This window comes from Calothrix sp. 336/3 (assembly GCF_000734895.2).
Lineage (GTDB): Bacteria > Cyanobacteriota > Cyanobacteriia > Cyanobacteriales > Nostocaceae > 336-3.
Genome location: NZ_CP011382.1, coordinates 6,096,682 through 6,118,135, shown reverse-complemented (window position 1 = coordinate 6,118,135; position 21,454 = coordinate 6,096,682). Strand labels below are relative to the sequence as shown.

19 protein-coding genes are annotated in these 21,454 nt (G+C 41.0%); 10 read left to right on the top strand and 9 right to left on the bottom strand.

All coding sequences use genetic code 11. From position 1 onward, the window contains the following. Positions 1-14 precede the first annotated feature (14 nt). The 3 genes from IJ00_RS25605 to IJ00_RS25590 all read right to left on the bottom strand — a co-directional run bounded on the left by IJ00_RS25605 (position 15) and on the right by IJ00_RS25590 (position 3,031). Positions 15-704: an NYN domain-containing protein gene (locus tag IJ00_RS25605; protein WP_035158111.1), complete on the bottom strand. Its 690-nt coding sequence runs from the start codon at positions 702-704 to the stop codon at positions 15-17. Between the two features lie 1,407 nt (positions 705-2,111). Then, the gene (locus IJ00_RS25595) at positions 2,112-2,657 is read right to left on the bottom strand and encodes a PIN domain-containing protein (protein ID WP_035158109.1); all 546 of its coding nucleotides are present in this window, start codon (positions 2,655-2,657) and stop codon (positions 2,112-2,114) included. Then, positions 2,654-3,031 carry an STAS-like domain-containing protein gene (locus IJ00_RS25590; RefSeq protein ID WP_035158108.1) on the bottom strand — a complete coding sequence of 126 codons (378 nt, stop codon included), beginning with the start codon at positions 3,029-3,031 and terminating at the stop codon, positions 2,654-2,656. The genes IJ00_RS25595 and IJ00_RS25590 overlap by 4 nt, the downstream gene beginning before the upstream one ends. A gap of 100 nt (positions 3,032-3,131) precedes the next feature. On the opposite strand from IJ00_RS25590, the gene IJ00_RS25585 reads away from it, so the two are divergent. Further along, positions 3,132-4,916, top strand: a complete 1,785-nt coding sequence (locus IJ00_RS25585; RefSeq protein ID WP_035158107.1) for an FAD-dependent oxidoreductase — start codon at positions 3,132-3,134, stop codon at positions 4,914-4,916. An 86-nt stretch (positions 4,917-5,002) separates the two neighbouring features. Then, complete coding sequence (gene patX / locus IJ00_RS25580) at positions 5,003-5,317, top strand: heterocyst-inhibiting protein PatX (RefSeq protein WP_035158106.1); 315 nt, start codon at positions 5,003-5,005, stop codon at positions 5,315-5,317. 773 nt (positions 5,318-6,090) lie between these two features. Here patX and IJ00_RS25570 read toward each other — a convergent pair. Further along, positions 6,091-7,155, bottom strand: a complete 1,065-nt coding sequence (locus IJ00_RS25570) for a class I SAM-dependent methyltransferase (protein WP_035158104.1) — start codon at positions 7,153-7,155, stop codon at positions 6,091-6,093. 304 nt (positions 7,156-7,459) lie between these two features. On the opposite strand from IJ00_RS25570, the gene IJ00_RS25565 reads away from it, so the two are divergent. Further along, complete coding sequence (locus tag IJ00_RS25565; RefSeq protein WP_035158103.1) at positions 7,460-7,660, top strand: hypothetical protein; 201 nt, start codon at positions 7,460-7,462, stop codon at positions 7,658-7,660. A gap of 72 nt (positions 7,661-7,732) precedes the next feature. Here IJ00_RS25565 and glnA read toward each other — a convergent pair whose 3' ends face one another. Continuing rightward, positions 7,733-9,148, bottom strand: coding sequence for a type I glutamate--ammonia ligase (gene glnA / locus IJ00_RS25560; RefSeq protein WP_035158102.1), 1,416 nt, complete (start codon positions 9,146-9,148; stop codon positions 7,733-7,735). 362 nt (positions 9,149-9,510) lie between these two features. Between glnA and apcB the strand changes: the two genes are divergently transcribed. Continuing rightward, positions 9,511-10,020, top strand: a complete 510-nt coding sequence (gene apcB, locus IJ00_RS25555; protein WP_035158101.1) for an allophycocyanin subunit beta — start codon at positions 9,511-9,513, stop codon at positions 10,018-10,020. Positions 10,021-10,138: 118 nt separating this feature from the next. On the opposite strand, the gene IJ00_RS25550 is transcribed toward apcB, so the two are convergent. Further along, complete coding sequence (locus IJ00_RS25550) at positions 10,139-10,363, bottom strand: hypothetical protein (protein WP_035158100.1); 225 nt, start codon at positions 10,361-10,363, stop codon at positions 10,139-10,141. Between the two features lie 161 nt (positions 10,364-10,524). On the opposite strand from IJ00_RS25550, the gene IJ00_RS25545 reads away from it, so the two are divergent. Beyond that, positions 10,525-11,388, top strand: coding sequence for a TlyA family RNA methyltransferase (locus tag IJ00_RS25545; RefSeq protein WP_035159644.1), 864 nt, complete (start codon positions 10,525-10,527; stop codon positions 11,386-11,388). Here IJ00_RS25545 and IJ00_RS25540 read toward each other — a convergent pair. Then, entirely contained in the window at positions 11,385-11,663 is a 279-nt protein-coding gene (locus IJ00_RS25540) for a Calvin cycle protein CP12 (protein ID WP_035158099.1), read from the bottom strand. The genes IJ00_RS25545 and IJ00_RS25540 overlap by 4 nt on opposite strands. 911 nt (positions 11,664-12,574) lie before the next feature. Between IJ00_RS25540 and IJ00_RS25535 the strand changes: the two genes are divergently transcribed. Further along, positions 12,575-13,435, top strand: a complete 861-nt coding sequence (locus IJ00_RS25535) for an exosortase-dependent surface protein XDP2 (protein WP_035158098.1) — start codon at positions 12,575-12,577, stop codon at positions 13,433-13,435. Between the two features lie 277 nt (positions 13,436-13,712). Here IJ00_RS25535 and IJ00_RS25530 read toward each other — a convergent pair whose 3' ends face one another. After that, on the bottom strand, positions 13,713-15,062 hold the full coding sequence (locus tag IJ00_RS25530) for a GTP-binding protein (RefSeq protein ID WP_035158097.1): 1,350 nt from the start codon (positions 15,060-15,062) through the stop codon (positions 13,713-13,715). Between the two features lie 16 nt (positions 15,063-15,078). Further along, positions 15,079-15,588 carry a GNAT family N-acetyltransferase gene (locus tag IJ00_RS25525; RefSeq protein WP_035158096.1) on the bottom strand — a complete coding sequence of 170 codons (510 nt, stop codon included), beginning with the start codon at positions 15,586-15,588 and terminating at the stop codon, positions 15,079-15,081. Between the two features lie 492 nt (positions 15,589-16,080). On the opposite strand from IJ00_RS25525, the gene psbD reads away from it, so the two are divergent. The 4 genes from psbD (at position 16,081) to trpC (ending at position 21,387) form a co-directional block, all read left to right on the top strand. Beyond that, positions 16,081-17,136, top strand: a complete 1,056-nt coding sequence (psbD, locus tag IJ00_RS25520; protein ID WP_035151131.1) for a photosystem II D2 protein (photosystem q(a) protein) — start codon at positions 16,081-16,083, stop codon at positions 17,134-17,136. Then, positions 17,120-18,505: a photosystem II reaction center protein CP43 gene (gene psbC, locus IJ00_RS25515; RefSeq protein ID WP_035158095.1), complete on the top strand. Its 1,386-nt coding sequence runs from the start codon at positions 17,120-17,122 to the stop codon at positions 18,503-18,505. Before psbD ends, psbC begins: the two co-directional genes overlap by 17 nt. A 374-nt stretch (positions 18,506-18,879) precedes the next feature. After that, positions 18,880-20,310, top strand: coding sequence for a dihydrolipoyl dehydrogenase (gene lpdA / locus IJ00_RS25510; protein WP_035159642.1), 1,431 nt, complete (start codon positions 18,880-18,882; stop codon positions 20,308-20,310). A gap of 177 nt (positions 20,311-20,487) precedes the next feature. Then, complete coding sequence (trpC, locus tag IJ00_RS25505; RefSeq protein WP_035158094.1) at positions 20,488-21,387, top strand: indole-3-glycerol phosphate synthase TrpC; 900 nt, start codon at positions 20,488-20,490, stop codon at positions 21,385-21,387. Positions 21,388-21,454 lie beyond the last annotated feature (67 nt).

The following is a 21,454-nucleotide window of genomic DNA, read 5'->3' as shown; positions in this document are numbered from 1 at the left end:
CCCTCACTCTCCAGCTACAACAAACCAGAATTAGATAAAGAACGATAATTATAGGTAGTATTTACGTCCTTTTGAATTTTTTCCTTCAAGTTATCCAAATCAATGAAGCAGTCAGCCACATCAATCAGACTATCGCTAGTCATGGAACGCACGCTGACAACTTCCACCCGTACACCTTGGTAGGAAACAGCATTGACTGCATAGGCTAAGTCCCCATCCCCACTTACCAACACGGCGGTATCATAGTAGGGAGCCAGGTTCATCATATCCACAGCAATTTCCACATCGAGATTCGCTTTTCTCGAACCGTCAGGTAACTGTATCAAATCTTTGGTGACTACTCGATAACCGTTACGACGCATCCACAATAGAAAACCTTGTTGTTTTTCGTTAGCGCGATCGACACCAGTATAGAAAAACGCCCTCAGCAACCTAGAACCGTTGGTGAGACAGTAAAGCAGTTTGGCATAGTCAATTTCAATTCCTAGCTGCAAAGCTGTATAAAATAGATTAGAGCCATCAATAAAAATTGCAACACGACCGCGATTAGAGCCATGGAATACAATACCATCTTCCTCTGTATCTGGCATCTTTATTTCGTTATCATCGATACCAGTATCCATAGAATTAGCTCCCTGCCAATGTGGTGGCTCTTTCAGTAATTTATATTGTTTTGTTTCTCTGTTAAAAGTATTTAAATGCATTGATACCTCTAGATTTTATATCTACAGACCTGTGAAAAAATATTAGGGAAATATGCTATTATCTGTTACATTTTGCCATCAGTGAATTAATGCTCTGAACAAATTAAGTTAGTCATAGGTTCTATAAATATATAGTTCTATCCTAACTAGGCTATCACTCATTGCAAGGGATGACAAATAACAGAACTAAATTTAATCATTGCGATAATTTTCAAGCATTTTTAGAGTTTTTGCTGAGAATCATTGTTAAACCAGTAACTTGATATTCAAATGATGATAATTCATCAACATATCTTCTCTCCCACTCCTTGATGTGGAGAAAAAAGTATCACCCCCAAGGGTTTTAACCCCTTAAATAACTGTCTCCACACACCAGGGTTATGTGAAGGTAATGAATTGATAAGAACTATATATACATACAAAGTGGCAAGGAGACATTGCTTCACTAAGTTTTAAGTGATTGTTTCTGAGAAATCTTCAGGCTTCAATGGGATTGAATATGCTCACAAGTAATATAACAGCTATTAAAACATATAGATATTGATAATAAAAAATTAATTCAATTATCAATAATTATCTGTTGTATATTCAACATTTCCATCAAAAAAACTAGTTTTTCCCAAGAAACAATATCTATTTGAACTTATATCAAGTTTTTCAAAGAGATTTTGCACATTTTATCAAAATTGCAGGTACTAGGCTGTTTCCCTAATCCACCTAGCTAAGATAAGTAGTTGGGGGAACTGAACATTGTGAACGCTTTCCTGCAAAATCCTAATCTTCCCTCTCTCCCCTGCATCTTTTGGAACAACAGGGCTTGCAAGTATTTTACAGAGGCAGAAGTGAATAAATACCAGAAAAATTAGCATTCGGTAAATACTCATAAATATTACCTCCCTTGTATCTTTACCCAGAATCTATCTTGGAAACATACTTTGTAACAATTGTAGAAAATTTTAATATTTTCTTAATAAAGTCTTGACTTTGGGTAAAAAAATGAATAGTCTGAATATTTGGTTAAAGTCATGTAAACGACAAGTACGCGTTAACTGACGATTCCCTACCATTACGAAGGCTTGTGCTTCCTGCAAATGTTCACCACAGTGATATGTTCATGCAAGACTGTTAATATATAGAGTCTAGAAGAACTTTTACATAGTAATTCCACTGTTCTGCCTTGATTCTGATTAACTTGTATTGTCTTTGTCACAGATGCTTTGGTGAGAAGTTTAGAAACAGGAGACTTATCGTAATCTTCATCTCCTTATCTAGCTTCAACTGTGTGTCTATTTCACCTTCTATCTATGAATCATTTCCCTAATTACTGGTGATTCGGAATAATTTCGATATTCTTAATTCCGAAGCAGTTCTTTGTCTAGTAGCCTTCTGCTAGACTTAACTGATACTTCATGCCAATAATTTAGGATTAGCAGTCAGAATTGTCAAATTAGAACCACTAAAGTCCGCATCATGGGTGACTAATTTTAAATTATTTACTCGACATAATTCTGCCAGAATTTGGTCATTAAAATCAGCTTCTCCCTCAGCATATTCATTCAAAATTGTCCCCATTTGCAGAATTTCAAAATAATTTTTAGGCGGTTCTGATTTCTCTAAAATTTTCTTGGCTCTGCGAGCAATTTGCTCTGCTACAGGTTTGAAATCTGTGCTATTGCGAAAAGCTTTAAAATCAACGGGTTTATGGTTGTTGGGCAACTTATTGTAAAAGAAGCGAGCATAGGTATTAATAAACTCTGAAAGGATAAGAGCATCTAGTAAAATTCGAGACTTTGCTCCTCGAATCCTTCTGAGAGCTAGGGTATAGGCATATCGATACTGGTTAGAAATATTGCTTGGTGGACCATAAATATATAGCCAAATATTAGCATCAAACAAAACTGCATCGCTGGCACTAAATTTATACTCTTCAATTGGGTAGACTTGCCTGATCATAAATAGTCATCACCCATGACAGCACAAATTGCATTTTGAAATAGTAGAGGATTTTGCAGATATTCCTTGACATCTCTGATCACATAATTAATATCCATGGCATCATCAGGATGAATATCAACTATCTGTAAACTTGTTTCGATTGTTTCCGCCGGAAAATGGGCATATAGTTGGTAAAATGCTTCTGCAAGAAATGCTGATGTTAAATCTTCAGCATCTTTAAAAGAAAGAATCACATTATCCCCAGCATTGAAGGCGATCGCGATATGTTCGTAGAGTTTTTTGCCACATTCGCACATAATACATAAATTGTCACCTGTAACTTCGGTAACAAAGATAGTAGTTGTCTTGGCTGTTAGGGGGGAAGAATTCATGAATTTTCCAAATTCGCAAGGGATAGGAAAAGAAATATGCAGACGGGATTCTTTAATTCTATAATCAACCACCAAATCGATATCGCATTTTCAAATACATATGGTCAATCATACATATAAAGTGGATGTTTTAGTTGTGGGTGGGGGGGTAGGAGGAACTACCGCAGCTATCCAAGCCGCACGAAGGGGAGTCAAAACCCTACTGGTGAGTGAATTTACTTGGTTAGGAGGAATGTTAACCTCCGCAGGAGTGTCAGCACCCGATGGTAATGAGTTAGCAGCATTTCAAACAGGGTTTTGGGGTGCATATCTGCAAGAATTACTCAAACGACAACCAGGGGGTTTGGATAACTCCTGGGTAAGTTTTTTCAGCTATGAGCCTAGAATTGGGGCAGAAATTTTTGCTGACTGGGTGGGAAGTTTGGCAAATCTGCAATGGATTTCTGGACAAGTACCTCTAGAAGTGATAAGTCAGGAAAACCGGGTGACAGGTGTGAGGTTTGCGGATTTTGAAGTGGAGGCTGAAATTATTCTCGATGGCACGGAATTAGGGGATTTGTTAGCTTTAGGGGATGTTCCTTACCGTTGGGGTTGGGAATTACAGGGAGAATGGGGTGAAAAAAGTGCCCCTACAGATTTTAATTTTCTTACGGAAAGATATCCTGTACAAGCACCGACTTGGGTTGTGATGATGCAGGATTTTGGGGCAGCTATGGCTCCAGAAATTACCCCCGCTCCCAATTACAATCCATCATTGTTTTCCGGTGCTTGGGATGACTACGGGGCAGAGAAATTTTTAGATTATGGGCGTTTGCCTGGGAACAGATTCATGATAAATTGGCCCCTCCATGGCAATGATTATGGTGAAGGGGTGGGGCGATTAATTCACTCAGAGGCAGAAAAATCTGCATTTCTCCAGGAATCCTACTGGCATAGTCAAAATTTTGCCTATTTCATCCAAAATCAATTGGGAAGACGTTATGGTTTAGCAGAAGATGGGTTTCCAGGAAAATATCCAGCTTTTGCCCTACACCCATACTACCGAGAAAGTCGGCGAGTCATAGGTTTAACAACTATCCGTGAACAGGATATTTTGCCCCAGGAAGGGGGACAGGTTGCAGCATTATACCCAGACGCGATCGCCATAGGAAATTACGCCAATGACCACCATTATCCCGATATCCCATTCCCCCTACAACCTAAATCCATCCGTTGGGGAGGTAGATGGACAGGTACACCCTTTACCATCCCTTACCGTTCTTTAGTTCCCGCAACCACAGATGGTTTATTGGTGTGCGAAAAAAATATTTCTGTTTCCCATATTGCTAATGGAGCAACCAGACTCCAACCCGTAGTGATGGGAATTGGACAAGCTGCGGGAATGGCAGCAGCAATGTGCATTGAGAAAAACTGTCAACCCAGGGATTTACCTGTACAAGATTTACAGATAGCTTTAATACAAGATAGGCTTTGCCCGATGGCAATTATTCCGTTATTTAATTTACATCCTCAAGATGCTAACTGGTTGCATTGGCAACTTCACTACTTAGACAATCAACCAGACTACCCTCCTAACGGTTATTGTCCTCACCTATCTCAAAGTCAGTACTCCTACGGACAGAACCCCATAATTATGGGGCAAAATCGTTTTACAGGAATTTTCCAACGTTTGGCTCACCAGGATTACCGACTAGTAAGCATCCTAGAAAATAGCACCCAGAATCAATCTTGGCAGTTGGTTACCTGGCGATCGCCCATAAATGAATTCCTAGAAAACCTCTGCCATGGGCAATTTATCACAGTCTATGGTCGTCCTAACCACGCTGGCGGCTGGTTACTAATCGAACAAGTTGAGGAAACACCACAGTCAGAAAATTTAAGTTAAAAAAAATACTATTTCCCAAATTATCCGGATGCACTAAATAAAACTCAGTATCAGTGAAATGAAGAGTTCTAAAACAGACATTAGATATGCGTAGTGCCATTTCACTTTTAGTTACCAGTGCATTACTGAGTTCCATAGTCGTTAACTATGAATTAGTTGCAAATAAGCTGGATATTTTTCAATCATCAACTGAAAAGCATCAAGTATTATCAGCTAAAAATCCACCCAAAAGTAGATATCGTGGTAGTGGACGCATCCGCAGAGAAACTATCTCTTTTTTGGAATTGCGCCAGAATTTAATGATGGCAAAAGGTAAACCAGCAAGAAATACTCCTAGAGGAGGAGATAATCGCAGAGAAATGAGACAATCCCATGAAAGTACTATCTATGATGTTGTCTAACTACCGCAACAGATTAATTGACTCGAATGTGTGGTATTCCCTTTGCTAGCAGTCTCCTTATCCAGTGAAGATTGCAATGACTTTGATGAAAAAACATTACCTTGTGGGTTCATCAAACAAGAGATTAATTTTCCATTGCTATCAGGTTTGTTTCAGAAAAACTTGTTGCTTCTACAATTCCAGACACACGTTAGACAACAGCTAAATTTATTTTTGGTGTTTACTAATGGGAGCGCTACCATTCTTCAAGCCATTAGGAAACTTGTATTCAGCCAAAATTGAACGCTGCCAGTATTCAATAATTAAAGTGAAATAATTCACCCCCACTGATAGCATCCAGTTTAGTAACAAAAGAATGTGGGTATGTGAATCATCAAATCTGATATTTTACCTTTGCAGTTCTAGAGTTAGGATTACTTGGGACAAATTTCAGCGAGTTAGTAGACTTGTATTCGCATCAGAAAATATTTTTAAGTTCATTAGCATTTTTGATTTTTCTGACTTGCTACCTATAGCTGTATGGCAATTCTATATAGCTCATGATATAAAAATCATCCCTAGAAAACTCTCAGGGGGTTAACTCATACCATTTGTCTAAATTTCAGCTACCGAAAATTCTCCCCTGCTCCCCTGCTGTCTATGTGTAGCTGTATTTTGAAGAATTAGTATTATTTTCCCTCTCTCTACTCTGTTAGCTTCCATTTTCCAATAGGAACTATAGCCTATCTTCAAGTATTTCTCAGGGAGAAAAGTTTTCCTCTCCCTGATGGTTCTCATTCAGATGGTTTTTGAGCTACTAAATATTTGCTGGCAAAATGTACTTGAATTTCTATCTGTTGAAATCCAGCATTTTCCAAGCGTTTCACCAAGTTATCTGTACTATAGTGCCTGTAATAAGGCTCATGGTAAACTTTCTGGAAATTCTCCATCAAAGGTTCAAACTCTGGTGAGTCATCCATCTGAATGGAATCACAAATAATAAAAGTACCTCCCGGTTTTGTCACCCGAAAAGCTTGCTCAATTACCCTTTGACGTGCGCTAGGAGGCAATTCATGAAATAGAAATACACAAGTGACAGCATGAAAATAATCATCTAAAAATGGTAACTCCTCACCATTCGCTTGGAGTAATTGTGGCAACTCTCCAGGAATTTGTGACAATAATTCATTCGCTTTGCGTAAATAGGCTGGAGATAAATCTACGCCATATAAGCTAGGTTGAGATAAACTCTGACGAATTAATTTTAAAGTTCGACCAGTACCGCAAGCTACATCTAAAATTCTGACTTGTCGGCAGCTTTCTCCTAAAATTTGCCACTTATTCACCATTTTTCTCAAAGGTGCTAAAATTCGCCGACGCATCGCATCTGCTGCACCTCCAAAGAGAATTTCTACTTGTAAGTCATACAAATTAGCAGACAAATCACTCAAATAACCGTCTGTTTGATGGTGGAAATTCTGGGTGTAATAGCTGGGATAACCTTCAGTGGAAATTTCTGGCGCAAAATCTTGATATTTTTTTTGCCTTGCTCGTTCCCATATTGATGGCAAATCTAAGCACACCATGGGATAGTAGCGCAGAAAATCCCCCCAAGGATTGTCAAACAATACATCCACGGAGTAAATACCCTCTTCTGCATCCTGCCAATCCGTCTCCATTAACTCATTATATTTTTGCTGCATTTTCAGGAGAGTTTCTGGAGGTGCAGGTTTGACTTGCGACTGATTGGGATAAATCAAACCCCACAAGCTTGAACTGACATTTTTGTGAGCCAAAGCAAAAAGATTCTTACTTTGCTGCAATGTCTGATAAGTCAGCTTGGTGAATGAGTCAGACATGGTAAACACAGAGATTTTCTTTACAATTATTTATTTGACGTAAATAATCTTAACAAAAAAATATCAAATCTGAGAGCTTCTGTTGTTTAACTAATCACACGAAAAAATCATATTCAGTAATTGTGTTATCGCTTCTAATCCCCCGTCGCAGCCCAAGGCATCTGTAATATCTTCCTCCTATTTGTTAATTTATGTTAAAAAGTAGCATTCTGTAACAGAATATACAGAATCTTTCGTGTAGGATGAAGGGGAAGTCAAAACCAAGAAATATCACTAAATTCTTAGTACAGGGAGGACTGAGGCTATGTCTACCCAAGAACAAGCTCGCGCTTTGATGATGCGCCACTATCAATTAATTAAAAATCGGCAACAATCCATGCTAGAACGCACAGGGGAAGAACTGGGACTTCCTGGGGATAGGTCTCGTTACTGGAATCCAATTCAGGGGAAGATAGACCCTAGTGTGCGGATAACTAGCGATCGCAGTAATGTCGGAATGAGCTAACACAAAAAAAGCCACCTCTAGAGGTGGCTAAATTTATGCTTTAGAATTTATATCCTGACACTCACTAGATAATTAGCAATCGTAGTAGAGCGCAAATTCATAGGGATGAGGACGTAAACGCATAGGGTTTACTTCTGTATCCAACTTGTAGGAAATCCAAGTTTCAATGAAATCTTCAGTAAAGACACCTGAATCAGTCAAGAAAGCATGGTCTTTTTGCAAAGCTTCCAATGCTAAATCCAAAGAACCAGGAGTCGAAGGAACTTTTGCCAACTCTTCCGGAGAAAGTTCGTAAATGTTCTTATCTAAAGGTTCACCAGGATGAATCTTGTTCTTAATACCATCTATACCAGCACAAAGCATTGCTGCAAATGCTAAATAGGGGTTAGAAGTAGCATCAGGACAACGGAACTCTAAACGCTTCGCTTTAGGATTATTACCAGATAGAGGAATCCGAATCGAAGCAGAACGGTTGCCTTGGGAATATGCCAAGTTTACAGGTGCTTCATAACCCGGTACAAGGCGCTTGTAAGAGTTGGTGGTGGGGTTAGTGATAGCCAACAATGCTGGAGCGTGCTTGAGCAAACCACCAATGTAATATAGTGCCATTTCACTCAAACCAGCATACTTGTCGCCAGCAAATAAGGGTTGACCACCCTTCCAAATAGACTGGTGGCAGTGCATACCTGAACCGTTATCACCAAAGATAGGTTTAGGCATAAAAGTTACAGTCTTACCGTACTTTTTCGCCACGTTCTTAATGACGTACTTATAAGTCATTAACCAGTCAGCAGCTTCGATTAATTTACCAAAGCGGAAGCCCAGCTCACACTGACCACCGGTAGCGACTTCATGGTGTTGTTTTTCAATTGGGACACCACACTGTGCCATAGTCAGCAACATTTCTGTCCGAATGTCTTGGAAAGTGTCAGTGGGAGGAACGGGGAAATAACCCTCTTTGAAGCGGGGTTTGTAACCTAAGTTAGGACCTTCTTCTCTACCTGAGTTCCAACGACCTTCTACAGAATCTACGTAGTAATAGCCAGAGTTCGCTGTTTGGTCAAAGCGGACATCATCAAAAATGAAGAATTCAGCCTCTGGACCAAAATAAACTGTGTCACCTAAACCAGAAGAAATGACGTAGTCTACAGCTTTTTGAGCAATTACGCGGGGACAACGGTTGTATGGTTCACCTGTCCGAGGTTCTTTGATACTACAAATAATACTCAGAGTCGGCTCTTTCATGAAGGGGTCGATCCAGGCAGTGTTTGGATCGAGAACCATTGACATATCTGATTCGTTGATCGCTTTCCAACCCCGAATACTAGAACCGTCGAACGGTACGCCATCTGTAAAGGAACTCTCATCGATTTGGTTGTGGTACACCGTCAAGTGCTGCCATGTCCCTGGGGTATCGATGAATTTCAGATCGATCATCTGAATGTTTTGGTCCTTGATTAATTTCAGGACTTCTTGTGGGGTTGTCATGGTTACTCCTTGTCTGCCTTTTACTAATTTAAGACCACAATGCTAAAGCATGCTGACCCTGCTTGACGAAACCTACTACTTAAGACACCTGGAATATCGTAAAGATATAAAATTGATAAAATTTGTATCTTTTGCTACCAAAATGTAGGTTTACAGGTAATGTTAACCTTTCTGGCATGAAAAGACACAAAACGATAAACTCCATTTCCCAAGAGTCAACTTTGGCATAGAATCCTTTAATAGCGCATAGATTGTTTTTGTGTGGCTGCCCTCTGACATCAGTGGCGCAAGCAGTGGCAGTTGCATCAAAGCGATCAAATAAATTATGAAACCACAGATAGGAATTATTGGGAGAAAAAGGAATGCGGGACGCAGTTACAAGCTTAATTAAGAATTATGACGTTGCTGGTCGGTATTTTGACCGGAATGCCCTGGATGACCTGAAATCTTATTTTGCAAGTGGTACGGCTAGGGTACAAGCTGCGGCGGCGATTAACTCGAATGCGGCAGCAATTGTCAAACAAGCTGGTTCACGATTATTTGCAGAATTGCCGGAGCTAATTCGTCCAGGTGGTAACGCTTATACGACCCGCCGCTATGCTGCTTGCTTACGAGACATGGATTATTACTTGCGCTATGCCACCTATGCCATTGTCGCAGGCAGCATGGATGTTTTAGATGAGCGAGTGCTGCAAGGGCTACGGGAAACTTACAATTCCTTGGGGGTTCCCATTGGTCCTACAGTGCGCGGAATCCAAATAATGAAAGATATAGCCAAAGAGCAAGCTGCTGCGGCTGGCATCGCTGATGTGAGCTTTGTAGATCAGCCTTTTGACTATATGACCAGAGACTTGGGCGAGAAAGATATTTAATCAACTTGCAACAGTGAGAACCCTAGCTGTGTAAAGAAAAGTAAAGTGAGATGTCTTTTTTGAAAGATAATCTCACTTTTTTGCTGTTAATTTTTGTGTCAATTTGGGAAAATTATTGTTACATTTCCCAAGTTTCTTCCCAAGCTGTGATTAATTCCTGCCATTCTACTTCTGTTTGCGGTTGGCGATGTAGTAGCTTTAGGAAACGGGCAACTTTGCGAGCTTGTGCGGGTTTTGCGCCATGATTGTGAATTAGTTGTGTTTCTAAGAGTGGGTCATAACCTTGAGTTACCAAAGAGACATACTCTGTATCAGTTATGCCGAGGTCTTGAATATAGGTCATCAGATGCAAGTAATAACTGGGGAGATTTGCCAATACGTTTTAGAATCCTACAGCAGATGCAAGATTTTATCATTCCATGAAAGAAAATATGTGAATGCCCTGGGTGGGGGAAATTTTGTGATTTACTGGAAGTGAGAGATGAAGAAGAGATATTAACTAAGTTGGCGAAGCAAAGATTAGATGTATTACTAGTAGAGCTAAATTTGTGTAACTCCCGTGCTTTAGCTCAAAGGTTGATTCAAGCAGGAGAGGTGATGGTGAATCAGCAAGTTGTTGACAAGCCGGGAACTGAGGTAGATGTTAGTGCAGAGATTAAAATTAAAGAGCGATCGCGCTTTGTTTCCCGTGGTGGAGAAAAACTAGCTAAAGCTTTAGATATATTTGCGATTTCCGTTACAGACAGAATTTGTCTAGATGGGGGTATTTCCACAGGAGGGTTTACAGACTGTCTTCTACAAGCTGGTGCGAAGTTAGTTTACGGTGTGGATGTGGGTTATGGGCAAGTTGATTGGAAATTGCGTAATCATCCTCGGGTAATTTTACGAGAACGGGCAAACTTACGTTATTTAACACCGGCAGAATTGTATACACAAAAAATCCCTCTAGGGGAGATACCAGAGGGAGAAAACAAAGATAATTTGGCAATATTTCCGGATTTAGCAGTTGTGGATGTATCCTTTATTTCCTTAACAAAAGTATTGCCTGCGATTTGGCAATTAACTCAGTTCCCCAAAGAAGCGTTATTACTAGTAAAACCACAGTTTGAAGTGGGGAAAAATCGAGTTGGTAAAAAAGGTGTAGTCCGTGATATTAATGACCAAGCCGAGGCAATTTTTCATGTATTGCAAACTGCCCAGGAAATAGGTTGGTATTATCAAGGTTTAACCTGGTCTCCCATTACAGGACCTGCGGGAAATATTGAGTATTTGTTGTGGTTATCTATGGTAGATGAAACAGTAGCACCGGATTTAGAATCAATCAAGCAACTAACAAAATCAGCCGCTACAAGTTTTCAGGAAAATTAAATATCGTAAATCCGACATTCAACAGCTTCCGGATTCTCGGAGCAATAATCATCTAGGGAAGTTTTGTTTTTTTTGGCTTGTCTTTGATGGGATTTTTCGGCTTGTAATTCTTCCACAATATCCCAGGCAACAGCACAAGCGCTGGAGTTACTGCCATTGATATCGCAAGTAGAACGAGCTTCAGTAATAGCCTCAAAAATCGCATCCTCTAAGGTTTTTGTGCCGTTTTCATCAGCGATGACAGCAGCTTTAACTACTTCTAAGGTTTGTAGCATAGGTTATTTTTACCTTTTTGTGCTGAGACAATTGAGAAAAGCGTGCAAAGAACGCTTACTTTTTAGTCTAGAAAAATTTCAAGCATTTATGCAGTAGTGTAAACCGTAATTTTGAGAGTAAATTGGAAGCATGACTGCGAATATGTGATGATTTATCTACGCAGTTATCTTGATGATTGTTGAATGATTTTTATCCAGATTTTTTTGTTTAAATATTTTGATTTTTTTTGGAAGAAACTGTATTATTCAAGACTTTTTCATGTTTTTTTGAGTTGATTATCAGTTTGCAGGAGTGATATCTACTTGTAATTTCTAATTTACCTTAGCAAATCGAGGGTATTTTGCGAGAAGTCACTCTGCTTTTATGGAGTGGGTATTAATTATTAGTAAGTATTCATCACAGACATGAGATGATAATCTTCCAGCAGGAGGGTATTTAAGATAGTCATCGGAAATTACTGAAAACCAATAGTAACAATAATAATTACATATCTGAACATCTTTATACCTAATCTACTGAATATTTGACTCACAAGTAGGCTCAAATGATGAAAGCAAGGCAAATAATTATCGGTAAATACTTAAAGATGATTTTAAGAAGAGTGCGATCGCTCAATTGGGTTTCGCGAAACGTTAGATTTTACAAAAACAATAAAAATCTCAGAAAATAACTCTAATTTATTAGCAGAAGATTAAAAATTTAATCCTCGCATTTGCGGAGGCTATTTTAACGTATCTTCAGTCAACATATATTTACAGGGCAAAAGAAAGAAATGAAGTCTGCATATCTGCTACCTGTTATTCAAACCAGGTTAGAACCCTTTGCAACGGATATGGACTGAGATAAATAATTGAAAATGTGAAAAGCATCTAAGTGAAATTTTAAAATACCAACCAAACGGAAAAGAAAAATGCGTATCCAAAATTTATCCACTGCAATTTTAGTTACTATCGGTTCCCTTTTAGCTGCTTCTCATGCAGCCCAAGCAGCAAACTTTACTACAAATCTAGAGAAAAATGGTGGTCCTGAAGGTGATATCATTCTCAAGTCTGTCACTCAAAATGGTAAAACGACTAGTGATTTTTCTTTCGTAAATAAAGCTAATATTCTCGAAAATACACCGATTAAACTTGACCCCAAGAAAGTAGAAACTGCTGACCCAGAAGAAGCAAAAATCAAAGGGATTGTCAATAATAACAGTGGTGATGCTAGTACAGATAAAGGAGATAAAGCTTCATCTCCTATGGCAGTTTCTGGTCTCAAAGACCCTACAAACACGGAAATTGCTGCTTTCATGGGTAACAAAAATTTGAATAATATTATTGATTCTGAGGGAACTGGTTCTTTCCGAATTAATATGTTTTTCGATAGTCTAATTACTGCGGATAGCTTGGGTATTGATAATATTCTTGTTTGGGAAAGGGGTATGAATAGTGATTTAGGTATCCAGGCGATAGATGCATCTGGTAAGGTAATAGGTAATTTCCTGAAGTTGTTGAGAACTCAACAAGCGAGTGCTGGCTATTCAATTGATACTATGGAAATTAATAACACTCAGAAAGTCGGCTCTTGGGGTGTAAGTCTTAAGGATTTAGGTGTGGCATCATTAGCTGGCGTTCAAGTTTTTGCTAATTCCAGCTACGGGGGTCCAGACTTCAAAGTTATGGCAAGAAAAAGCCAAAATGTACCAGAACCTGGCGCATTATTAGGTTTGGGTTTAGTAGCAACTATGGCATATAAGTATCGTCAATATAAGCAAATTGCTAGATAAATTTCTGGGATATAATACCAATTCGCAATGTTCCCTGCGGGAGAGCTAACGCTAACGCTAACGCAATTAAAAAATCTAGATTTAGCAATGGTTCCCTAGATTCCATCTGTAGCATAATTTTAGAGAATTGGTATAAATCCTGTCGAAACTCTAAAAATCTCAAGATTTAGATTCCCGGCTTATTTAATAAATCGGGAATATTTTTTTGACAAATTATTTCTAAAATGATGTGAGAATATCTTTGAAATTAGTCCGAACAAAATCTGTAGTTTCATTTCTAGAAATTTTTCCCTAATTCGTGGCGTAAACGGTACAAAATTGTATTCGGTTCAACTTCAGAAAGAATTTCTGTAATGACTGTACTTGCACCTAATTGTCCCCAAGTACAGCCGTTTTCTAGGTACACCTGTGCTGCTTTCCCGACAGTGTATGCACCATAACCCGCAATTCCCGCTTGGGCGATCGCACTACTGCCAAAAGCAGTGAAATTAATTGGGTTTTCTCCACTGGCGATCGCTGTGGCACTTTTTCCTAAACCCAGGAGTAAACTACTACCCACTTCACCCAGGAGTAAACCACCGGAACTCAAAAAGATGGTTTTGAGAATTTTACCCGCTTCGTAACCAGTGACGGGCAAGCCATACAATTTAGCTAAAGAACGAATTAAGGCTAAATCTGCCAAGGTTCCCCCCACAATATCCAGAAAGGCAATCGGATTTAAGCCAACAACCAAAGCTTTGTACTTGGTGTATCGCCAAATCAAATCCTCTGCTTCCTGCTGACGAGCGGTAATTGTTTTGGCTGCAATTGATGCTTCTGCTTCCCGTGCTTGAATTAAAGCATTTAACGCCAACAGCGATCGCCCTTCTCGATTGAGAATATTCAGAATGGTTGATTTTAACTCACTCACCTGAGCTTCAGGTGTTTCCCACTCATAATTTATACTCCCATCCGCATATTCTACCCGTACTTCCATAGGAGCTGGTTCTGCCGCTACCATCACAATTTCATCTGGTTCTAAGGGTTGCTTCTCTAAATCCCCCGCTCCCAATTGCTGTAAATTCTCATAGATTTTTTTTCTATCAGTATCCGGATATAAATCGATTTTATTAAATACCAAAATTAATGGTTTTTGAGATTGTCTTAATTCACACAAAGCTTGATACTCGGTAAAAGTAATATCACCTGAGACAACAAACAATATTAAATCAGCTTGACGGGCTACCTCCCGCGCCATTTCTGCCCTCATCTCTCCTGCAATTTCATCCAAACCTGGCGTATCAATTAGTTCCACTTGTACCTTTCCCCCCGGATGCCAGCGTACAGAACGAGGGTATTGAGTGACACCATTCAACGGTCCGGTTTGTAAAACTTTTTGTCCTAGGAGAGCATTCAAAACAGCCGACTTTCCACGACTCACCAATCCGAAAGCCGCAATCCGAATCACGTTGTAATCAAGCTTATTGAGAGTGGCAGTTAAAGTTTCAATTTCTGGCTTTACTAAACCCGCTAGATGGGTATTCGCAGGAGTCTGCCCAGGTTTACGAAGATTACCATAGGCAGATAATACCTGTCTCAGGCTAGCACGGGCACGATTGAGATGGGTTTCTTGCAGATTCTTTACCACTTTGTTTAGTCAACCTTTAGTCATCCCTTCCCAGGTTAATTTCCCATCGCCATAACTTACCATCCTCCGGGTCGAATAGCTCTGAGACTTGAGTCATCCCACATTTTTCCAAAACCCTAATAGAAGGGCTAGTTTCTGCCAGGGTGTGGGCGATAATACACTTCACCTCATCTGTCAGCGCAGCAATTTTGATTAGTTCAGAAGCAGCAGCAGTTGCCACTCCCTGACCTTGGAAGCTAGGAGCAACAGAATAACCTATTTCTACTGTAGCTTCTGCATCAGGCACATCTTTAAAGCCGACCAAGCCAATTACTGAAGAGTTCTCAGAGTTGAGGATGAGATAGGGCAACCAGGGATACCAGATACGAGAAGACTGGAGCATCTTTAAGGAGTATGCTAACGCTTCCGGAAAAGGTAGGTATCCATCAACCACCCGCCAGCCAAAAGCCGTGAAAAACTTATCGTCACCTGCAATCAGTGATTCTAAATGCTCCACAGAACAGGGGATAATTGTGATTTCTGGCATTTTGTCAGATTGTGACTGTTATGGGATGCTTGATATCAAAATACCTGAGAACTCCCCCAAAAGCCAGTGAGAGATACCAATTTTCTCCCCTCAGAGACTGCTTTCCCATTTCAAATATCAAAGATTTCTGAGAATTCTTATGTCAGATTGTAAAAATTCTGATATTGATCATAGGTAAGGCGTTAGGGCAAAATACTAGATTGACTCTTACAAATCGGGCACAAAGCCCTAACAATGTGATAAGTTAAGAATCATTAATTCATCATGCGTTAAATTATCTAGCTAATGGTGAGTTTTTTGGCACTCCGATGAGAGCAACCCTTTTTTGGTATTGCAGTTTCTCATAAATTCAATAGCCTAGGCAGGCAACTGAAGTACAAGTGTCAAAACAAACGTTTATTCCTCATGGCATTTGCACGCCAGTGGTGACTCCGCCAAAGCACTGCCTTAAAAACGTTGCAATTTTTTAGTAAACAAGAGGATTTTAGTTCGATGACCATCGCAGTAGGACGCGCCCCCAGTAGAGGGTGGTTTGACGTACTAGACGACTGGCTCAAGCGCGATCGCTTCGTCTTCGTCGGCTGGTCAGGTATCCTATTATTCCCCTGTGCTTTCCTAGCAATCGGGGGCTGGATGACTGGCACCACCTTCGTGAGTTCGTGGTACACCCATGGACTAGCATCCAGCTACCTGGAAGGATGTAACTTCCTGACAGTAGCAGTATCCACACCAGCAGACAGTTTAGGACACTCCCTATTGTTACTCTGGGGACCAGAGGCTCAAGGAGACTTTACTCGCTGGTTCCAATTAGGAGGACTTTGGCCCTTCGTAGCTCTCCACGGAGCTTTCGCACTTATCGGGTTCATGCTGCGTCAGTTTGAAATTTCCCGTTTAGTCGGTATCCGTCCCTACAACGCCATCGCCTTCTCTGCACCCATTGCGGTTTTCGTCAGCGTATTTTTGATGTACCCCTTGGGACAATCAAGCTGGTTCTTTGCACCCAGCTTAGGAGTAGCGGGAATTTTCCGTTTCATCCTGTTCGTACAAGGATTCCACAACTTCACCCTCAACCCCTTCCACATGATGGGAGTAGCTGGTGTACTAGGTGGAGCGCTATTATGTGCGATTCACGGTGCAACAGTCGAAAACACCCTGTTTGAAGACGGTGAAGCATCCAACACCTTCCGAGCTTTCAACCCCACCCAAGCAGAAGAAACCTACTCCATGGTGACTGCAAACCGTTTCTGGTCTCAGATATTCGGGATTGCTTTCTCCAACAAGCGTTGGTTACACTTCTTCATGCTATTTGTCCCTGTGACCGGATTGTGGATGGCAGCCATTGGTATCGTTGGTTTGGCATTAAACCTGCGAGCTTATGACTTCGTTTCCCAAGAATTACGGGCAGCAGAAGACCCTGAGTTTGAAACTTTCTATACCAAAAACATTTTGCTGAACGAGGGTATCCGCGCTTGGATGGCTCCTCAAGATCAGCCTCACGAGAAATTTGTATTCCCTGAGGAGGTATTACCTCGTGGTAACGCTCTCTAGAACTAATATGGTGGGTGGCGGACGTGACCAAGAGTCTTCCGGCTTTGCCTGGTGGTCTGGTAACGCTCGTCTGATCAACCTTTCTGGAAAATTGCTGGGCGCACACGTAGCCCATGCTGGTTTGATTGTTTTCTGGGCTGGAGCTATGACCTTGTTTGAGGTCGCTCACTTTATCCCAGAAAAGCCTATGTACGAACAAGGTTTAATCCTTCTACCTCACATCGCTACCCTCGGTTGGGGTGTAGGTACTGGTGGTGAAGTGATTGACACCTTCCCTTACTTCGTAGTTGGTGTATTGCATATCATTTCCTCGGCTGTACTCGGTTTCGGTGGTATTTACCATGCTGTCCGTGGTCCAGAAACCTTAGAAGAGTACTCCTCTTTCTTTGGTTATGACTGGAAAGATAAGAACAAGATGACCAACATTATTGGTTTCCACCTCATTATCTTGGGTTGTGGTGCCCTGTTGTTGGTATTGAAAGCTATGTTCTTTGGTGGTTTGTATGACACCTGGGCACCCGGTGGCGGTGATGTTCGTGTGATTACTAACCCCACCTTAAACCCTGCTACCATCTTTGGTTATTTAATTAAAGCTCCCTTTGGTGGCGAAGGTTGGATTATCAGTGTTGATAACCTAGAAGACGTTGTTGGTGGTCATATTTGGATCGCCGTCATCTGTATTTCTGGTGGTATTTGGCACATTTTCACCAAACCCTTTGCTTGGGCACGTCGTGCTTTCATCTGGTCTGGTGAAGCATATTTGTCCTACAGTTTGGGTGCTTTATCCATGATGGGCTTTATTGCTTCCGTTATGGTTTGGTACAACAACACTGTGTATCCTAGCGAATTCTTCGGTCCCACAGGTCCTGAAGCTTCCCAAGCACAAGCTTTAACTTTCTTGATTCGTGACCAACGCTTAGGTGCTAACGTTGGTTCTGCTCAAGGTCCCACAGGTTTGGGTAAATACTTGATGCGCTCTCCTACTGGTGAAATCATCTTCGGTGGTGAAACCATGCGTTTCTGGGATTTCCGTGGTCCTTGGTTAGAGCCTCTACGTGGTCCTAATGGTTTGGATCTTGACAAGATTAAAAATGATATTCAGCCTTGGCAAGCTCGTCGCGCTGCTGAATACATGACTCACGCTCCCCTGGGTTCTTTGAACTCCGTAGGTGGTGTGGCAACTGAAATTAACTCTTTCAACTACGTTTCTCCACGTGCGTGGTTGTCTACCTCTCACTTTGTGTTAGGTTTCTTCTTCCTAGTTGGTCACTTGTGGCACGCGGGTCGCGCTCGTGCTGCTGCTGGTGGTTTTGAAAAAGGTATTGACCGTGAAAACGAACCAGCAATGTCAATGCCAGATATCGACTAGATTTTTTTGTATCACTGACAATTAATTAATCTGCTCCTACTTTCAGGTAGGGGCTTTTTTTTGGTGTCAAATTCACTCTAGTATGCTATGAAATTTCTTGATATAGACTACTGAGTAATTTAAAGCACTTTTTAATATCATGAGAATCTATGATTAATTCCTGGTAGCTTAAATCATCATTTTGATTTCGCCAACCTTTACAATAAAGTAACTGACACTGATTACTCGTTGAAGGGAAGAAGGAATAGGGGAAATTAGAGACAAGGGAAATATCTCACAGACAGCTAGCTCACCGTGTCATCAGTTCTGCCTCTGTTTCGCGTATTCTCTGGTCAGTGAAAAATTTATAGGGCAAAGTACACGGGGAAATGAACGTGACTCAGGGATTTGATTACGACTTAGTGATTATTGGCGCTGGTGTAGGTGGACATGGCGCTGCTTTACACGCTGTTGGCTGTGGTTTGAAAACAGCAATCATCGAAGCTGCCGATATGGGGGGAACCTGTGTCAACAGAGGTTGTGTTCCTTCTAAAGCGCTCCTTGCGGCTTCTGGACGTGTGCGAGAGTTGCGTAATGCTCACCACTTACAGACTTTAGGAATTCAAATTCAGAACGTGCAGTTTGATCGCCAAGCGATCGCCAACCATGCAAACAATTTGGCGGCAAAAATTCAAGGTGATTTAACTAACAGTCTTAAACGTCTGGGAGTCGATATTATCCGAGGTTGGGGCAAAGTTACTGGTACCCAAAAAGTCTCTGTAACCACAGACAGTGGAGAAAAAACTATCACCGCCAAGGATATTATCCTCTCTCCTGGTTCCGTACCCTTTGTGCCCCCAGGGGTGGAAGTTGATGGTAAAACCGTATTTACCAGTGACCAGGGCGTGAAGTTGGAATGGTTGCCCAACTGGATTGCGATTATCGGTAGTGGCTACATTGGCTTGGAATTTTCCGATGTTTACTCAGCTTTAGGCTGTGAAATTACCATGATTGAAGCCTTGGATCAATTGATGCCAGGGTTTGACCGAGATATTGCCAAGCTAGCTGAACGAGTATTAATTACTCCTCGTGATATTGAAACCTACGTAGGTATCTACGCTAAAAGGGTGATTCCCGGCTCTCCGGTAGTGATTGAGTTAGCTAACTTTAAAACCAAGGAAGATGTGGCAGTTCTAGAAGTAGATGCTTGCTTCGTGGCAACAGGCAGAATTCCCGCCACCAAAAACCTAGGATTAGAGTCAGTCAGTGTAGAACTAGATCGCCGCAATTTTATCCCGGTGAACGATCACATGGCTGTGTTGAGTGGTGGTGAAGTTGTCCCCCATCTTTGGGCGATCGGTGATGCCACTGGTAAGATGATGCTGGCACACGCAGCTTCTGCCCAGGGTATCGTGGCTGTGGAAAATATCTGTGGCAGAAATAAAGAAGTTGACTATCAGAGTATTCCTGCTGCTGCTTTTACCCACCCGGAAATTAGCTATGTGGGGATGACAGAAACACAAGCTCAGGAAAAAGCGACGGCAGAGGGTTTTGAAGTGGCAGTGGCAAAAAGTTACTTCAAAGGTAATTCCAAAGCTTTAGCAGAAGGGGAGGTTGACGGTATAACTAAGGTGATTTACCGCAAAGACACTGGAGAATTGCTCGGTGTTCATATTTTCGGCTTACACGCCTCCGATATTATCCATGAAGCTTCGGCGGCGATCGCTAACCGCGAATCTGTCCACAAGCTAGCACACCTCGTCCATGCCCATCCTACCCTTTCAGAAGTTCTGGACGAAGCTTATAAGCGAGCAGTGGGTGTGTAACTCTCCAAGATGTGAGTGAACTTACTTCACTCTTGAATTCTTTAGATATTCAGCAAACTGTTTGTTGTATATTTTCTTTCCATTTGTGGAAAAAATACACCCGAACCCAGGGAAAATACAGATTGAGAGATTTTCCCTGTTACTTTCCCTTTACTCATCAACCAGAATTCCACAGATATGCAAATTCGTCGTCGTCCCCCTAACCCTGCTGTTTCGGTATCCATATTAAAATATCAGGTTCCCATGCCTGATTCAGAACCAAAACATATCTTGGAAGAAATTGTCTGGCATAAAGAGCAGGAAGTGGAACAAATGCGGGAGAAAACTCCCCTCAGAGAATTGCAAAAAAAATTATTGACTCTCCCACCCACCCATGATTTTGTCGCCGCTTTACGTCAAGGGAAAACACAACCGGCTTTAATTGCAGAGGTAAAAAAAGCCTCTCCGAGTAAAGGAGTTCTCCGGGAAGATTTTGAACCAGTCGCGATCGCTCTTAGCTACGCAGAAGGTGGAGCAAGTTGCTTGTCTGTATTAACGGACGAGAAATTCTTTCAAGGTAGCTTTACAAACTTAGAGAAAATCCGTGCAGCCGTTGATTTGCCCTTGCTTTGTAAAGAATTTATTATATCTCCTTATCAAATGTGTTTGGCAAGGGTACACGGAGCTGACGCAGTCTTACTGATTGCAGCTATTCTCAGCGATAAGGAATTAGAATATTTTATCAAAGTTGCCAAGTCTCTACAGATGGCAGTCTTAATTGAGGTGCATACTCTAGAAGAATTAGATAGAGTATTAGTAATTGATGGTGTTTCTTTAGTAGGAATTAATAACCGGAATCTACAAGATTTCTCTGTTGACTTACAGACAACCTGCCAAATATTAGCCGCGAGAGGAGAAGAATTACGCAAGCGGAACATTTTAGTAGTCAGTGAATCAGGATTACATACTGCTGATGATTTACATTTAGTAGAGCAAGGAGGTGCTGGAGCTGTGTTAATTGGTGAATCCCTAGTAAAATTACCTGTTCCTGGTGCGGGGATTGCCAATCTCTTTGCTAAATCTTCATTCTCAACCTAATCTTGACTTTAACCAAATCTCCCTTGCCTATGTAACAATTCATGTAATAACAAATACACACCATTAT

Coding starts and splice junctions, on each gene's coding strand:
- IJ00_RS25605 (WP_035158111.1), bottom strand. CDS start 704: ATGCATTTAAATACTTTTAACAGAGAAACAAAACAATATAAATTACTG.
- IJ00_RS25595 (WP_035158109.1), bottom strand. CDS start 2,657: ATGATCAGGCAAGTCTACCCAATTGAAGAGTATAAATTTAGTGCCAGC.
- IJ00_RS25590 (WP_035158108.1), bottom strand. CDS start 3,031: ATGAATTCTTCCCCCCTAACAGCCAAGACAACTACTATCTTTGTTACC.
- IJ00_RS25585 (WP_035158107.1), top strand. CDS start 3,132: ATGGTCAATCATACATATAAAGTGGATGTTTTAGTTGTGGGTGGGGGG.
- patX (WP_035158106.1), top strand. CDS start 5,003: ATGCGTAGTGCCATTTCACTTTTAGTTACCAGTGCATTACTGAGTTCC.
- IJ00_RS25570 (WP_035158104.1), bottom strand. CDS start 7,155: ATGTCTGACTCATTCACCAAGCTGACTTATCAGACATTGCAGCAAAGT.
- IJ00_RS25565 (WP_035158103.1), top strand. CDS start 7,460: ATGTCTACCCAAGAACAAGCTCGCGCTTTGATGATGCGCCACTATCAA.
- glnA (WP_035158102.1), bottom strand. CDS start 9,148: ATGACAACCCCACAAGAAGTCCTGAAATTAATCAAGGACCAAAACATT.
- apcB (WP_035158101.1), top strand. CDS start 9,511: ATGCGGGACGCAGTTACAAGCTTAATTAAGAATTATGACGTTGCTGGT.
- IJ00_RS25550 (WP_035158100.1), bottom strand. CDS start 10,363: ATGACCTATATTCAAGACCTCGGCATAACTGATACAGAGTATGTCTCT.
- IJ00_RS25540 (WP_035158099.1), bottom strand. CDS start 11,663: ATGCTACAAACCTTAGAAGTAGTTAAAGCTGCTGTCATCGCTGATGAA.
- IJ00_RS25535 (WP_035158098.1), top strand. CDS start 12,575: ATGCGTATCCAAAATTTATCCACTGCAATTTTAGTTACTATCGGTTCC.
- IJ00_RS25525 (WP_035158096.1), bottom strand. CDS start 15,588: ATGCCAGAAATCACAATTATCCCCTGTTCTGTGGAGCATTTAGAATCA.
- psbD (WP_035151131.1), top strand. CDS start 16,081: ATGACCATCGCAGTAGGACGCGCCCCCAGTAGAGGGTGGTTTGACGTA.
- trpC (WP_035158094.1), top strand. CDS start 20,488: ATGCAAATTCGTCGTCGTCCCCCTAACCCTGCTGTTTCGGTATCCATA.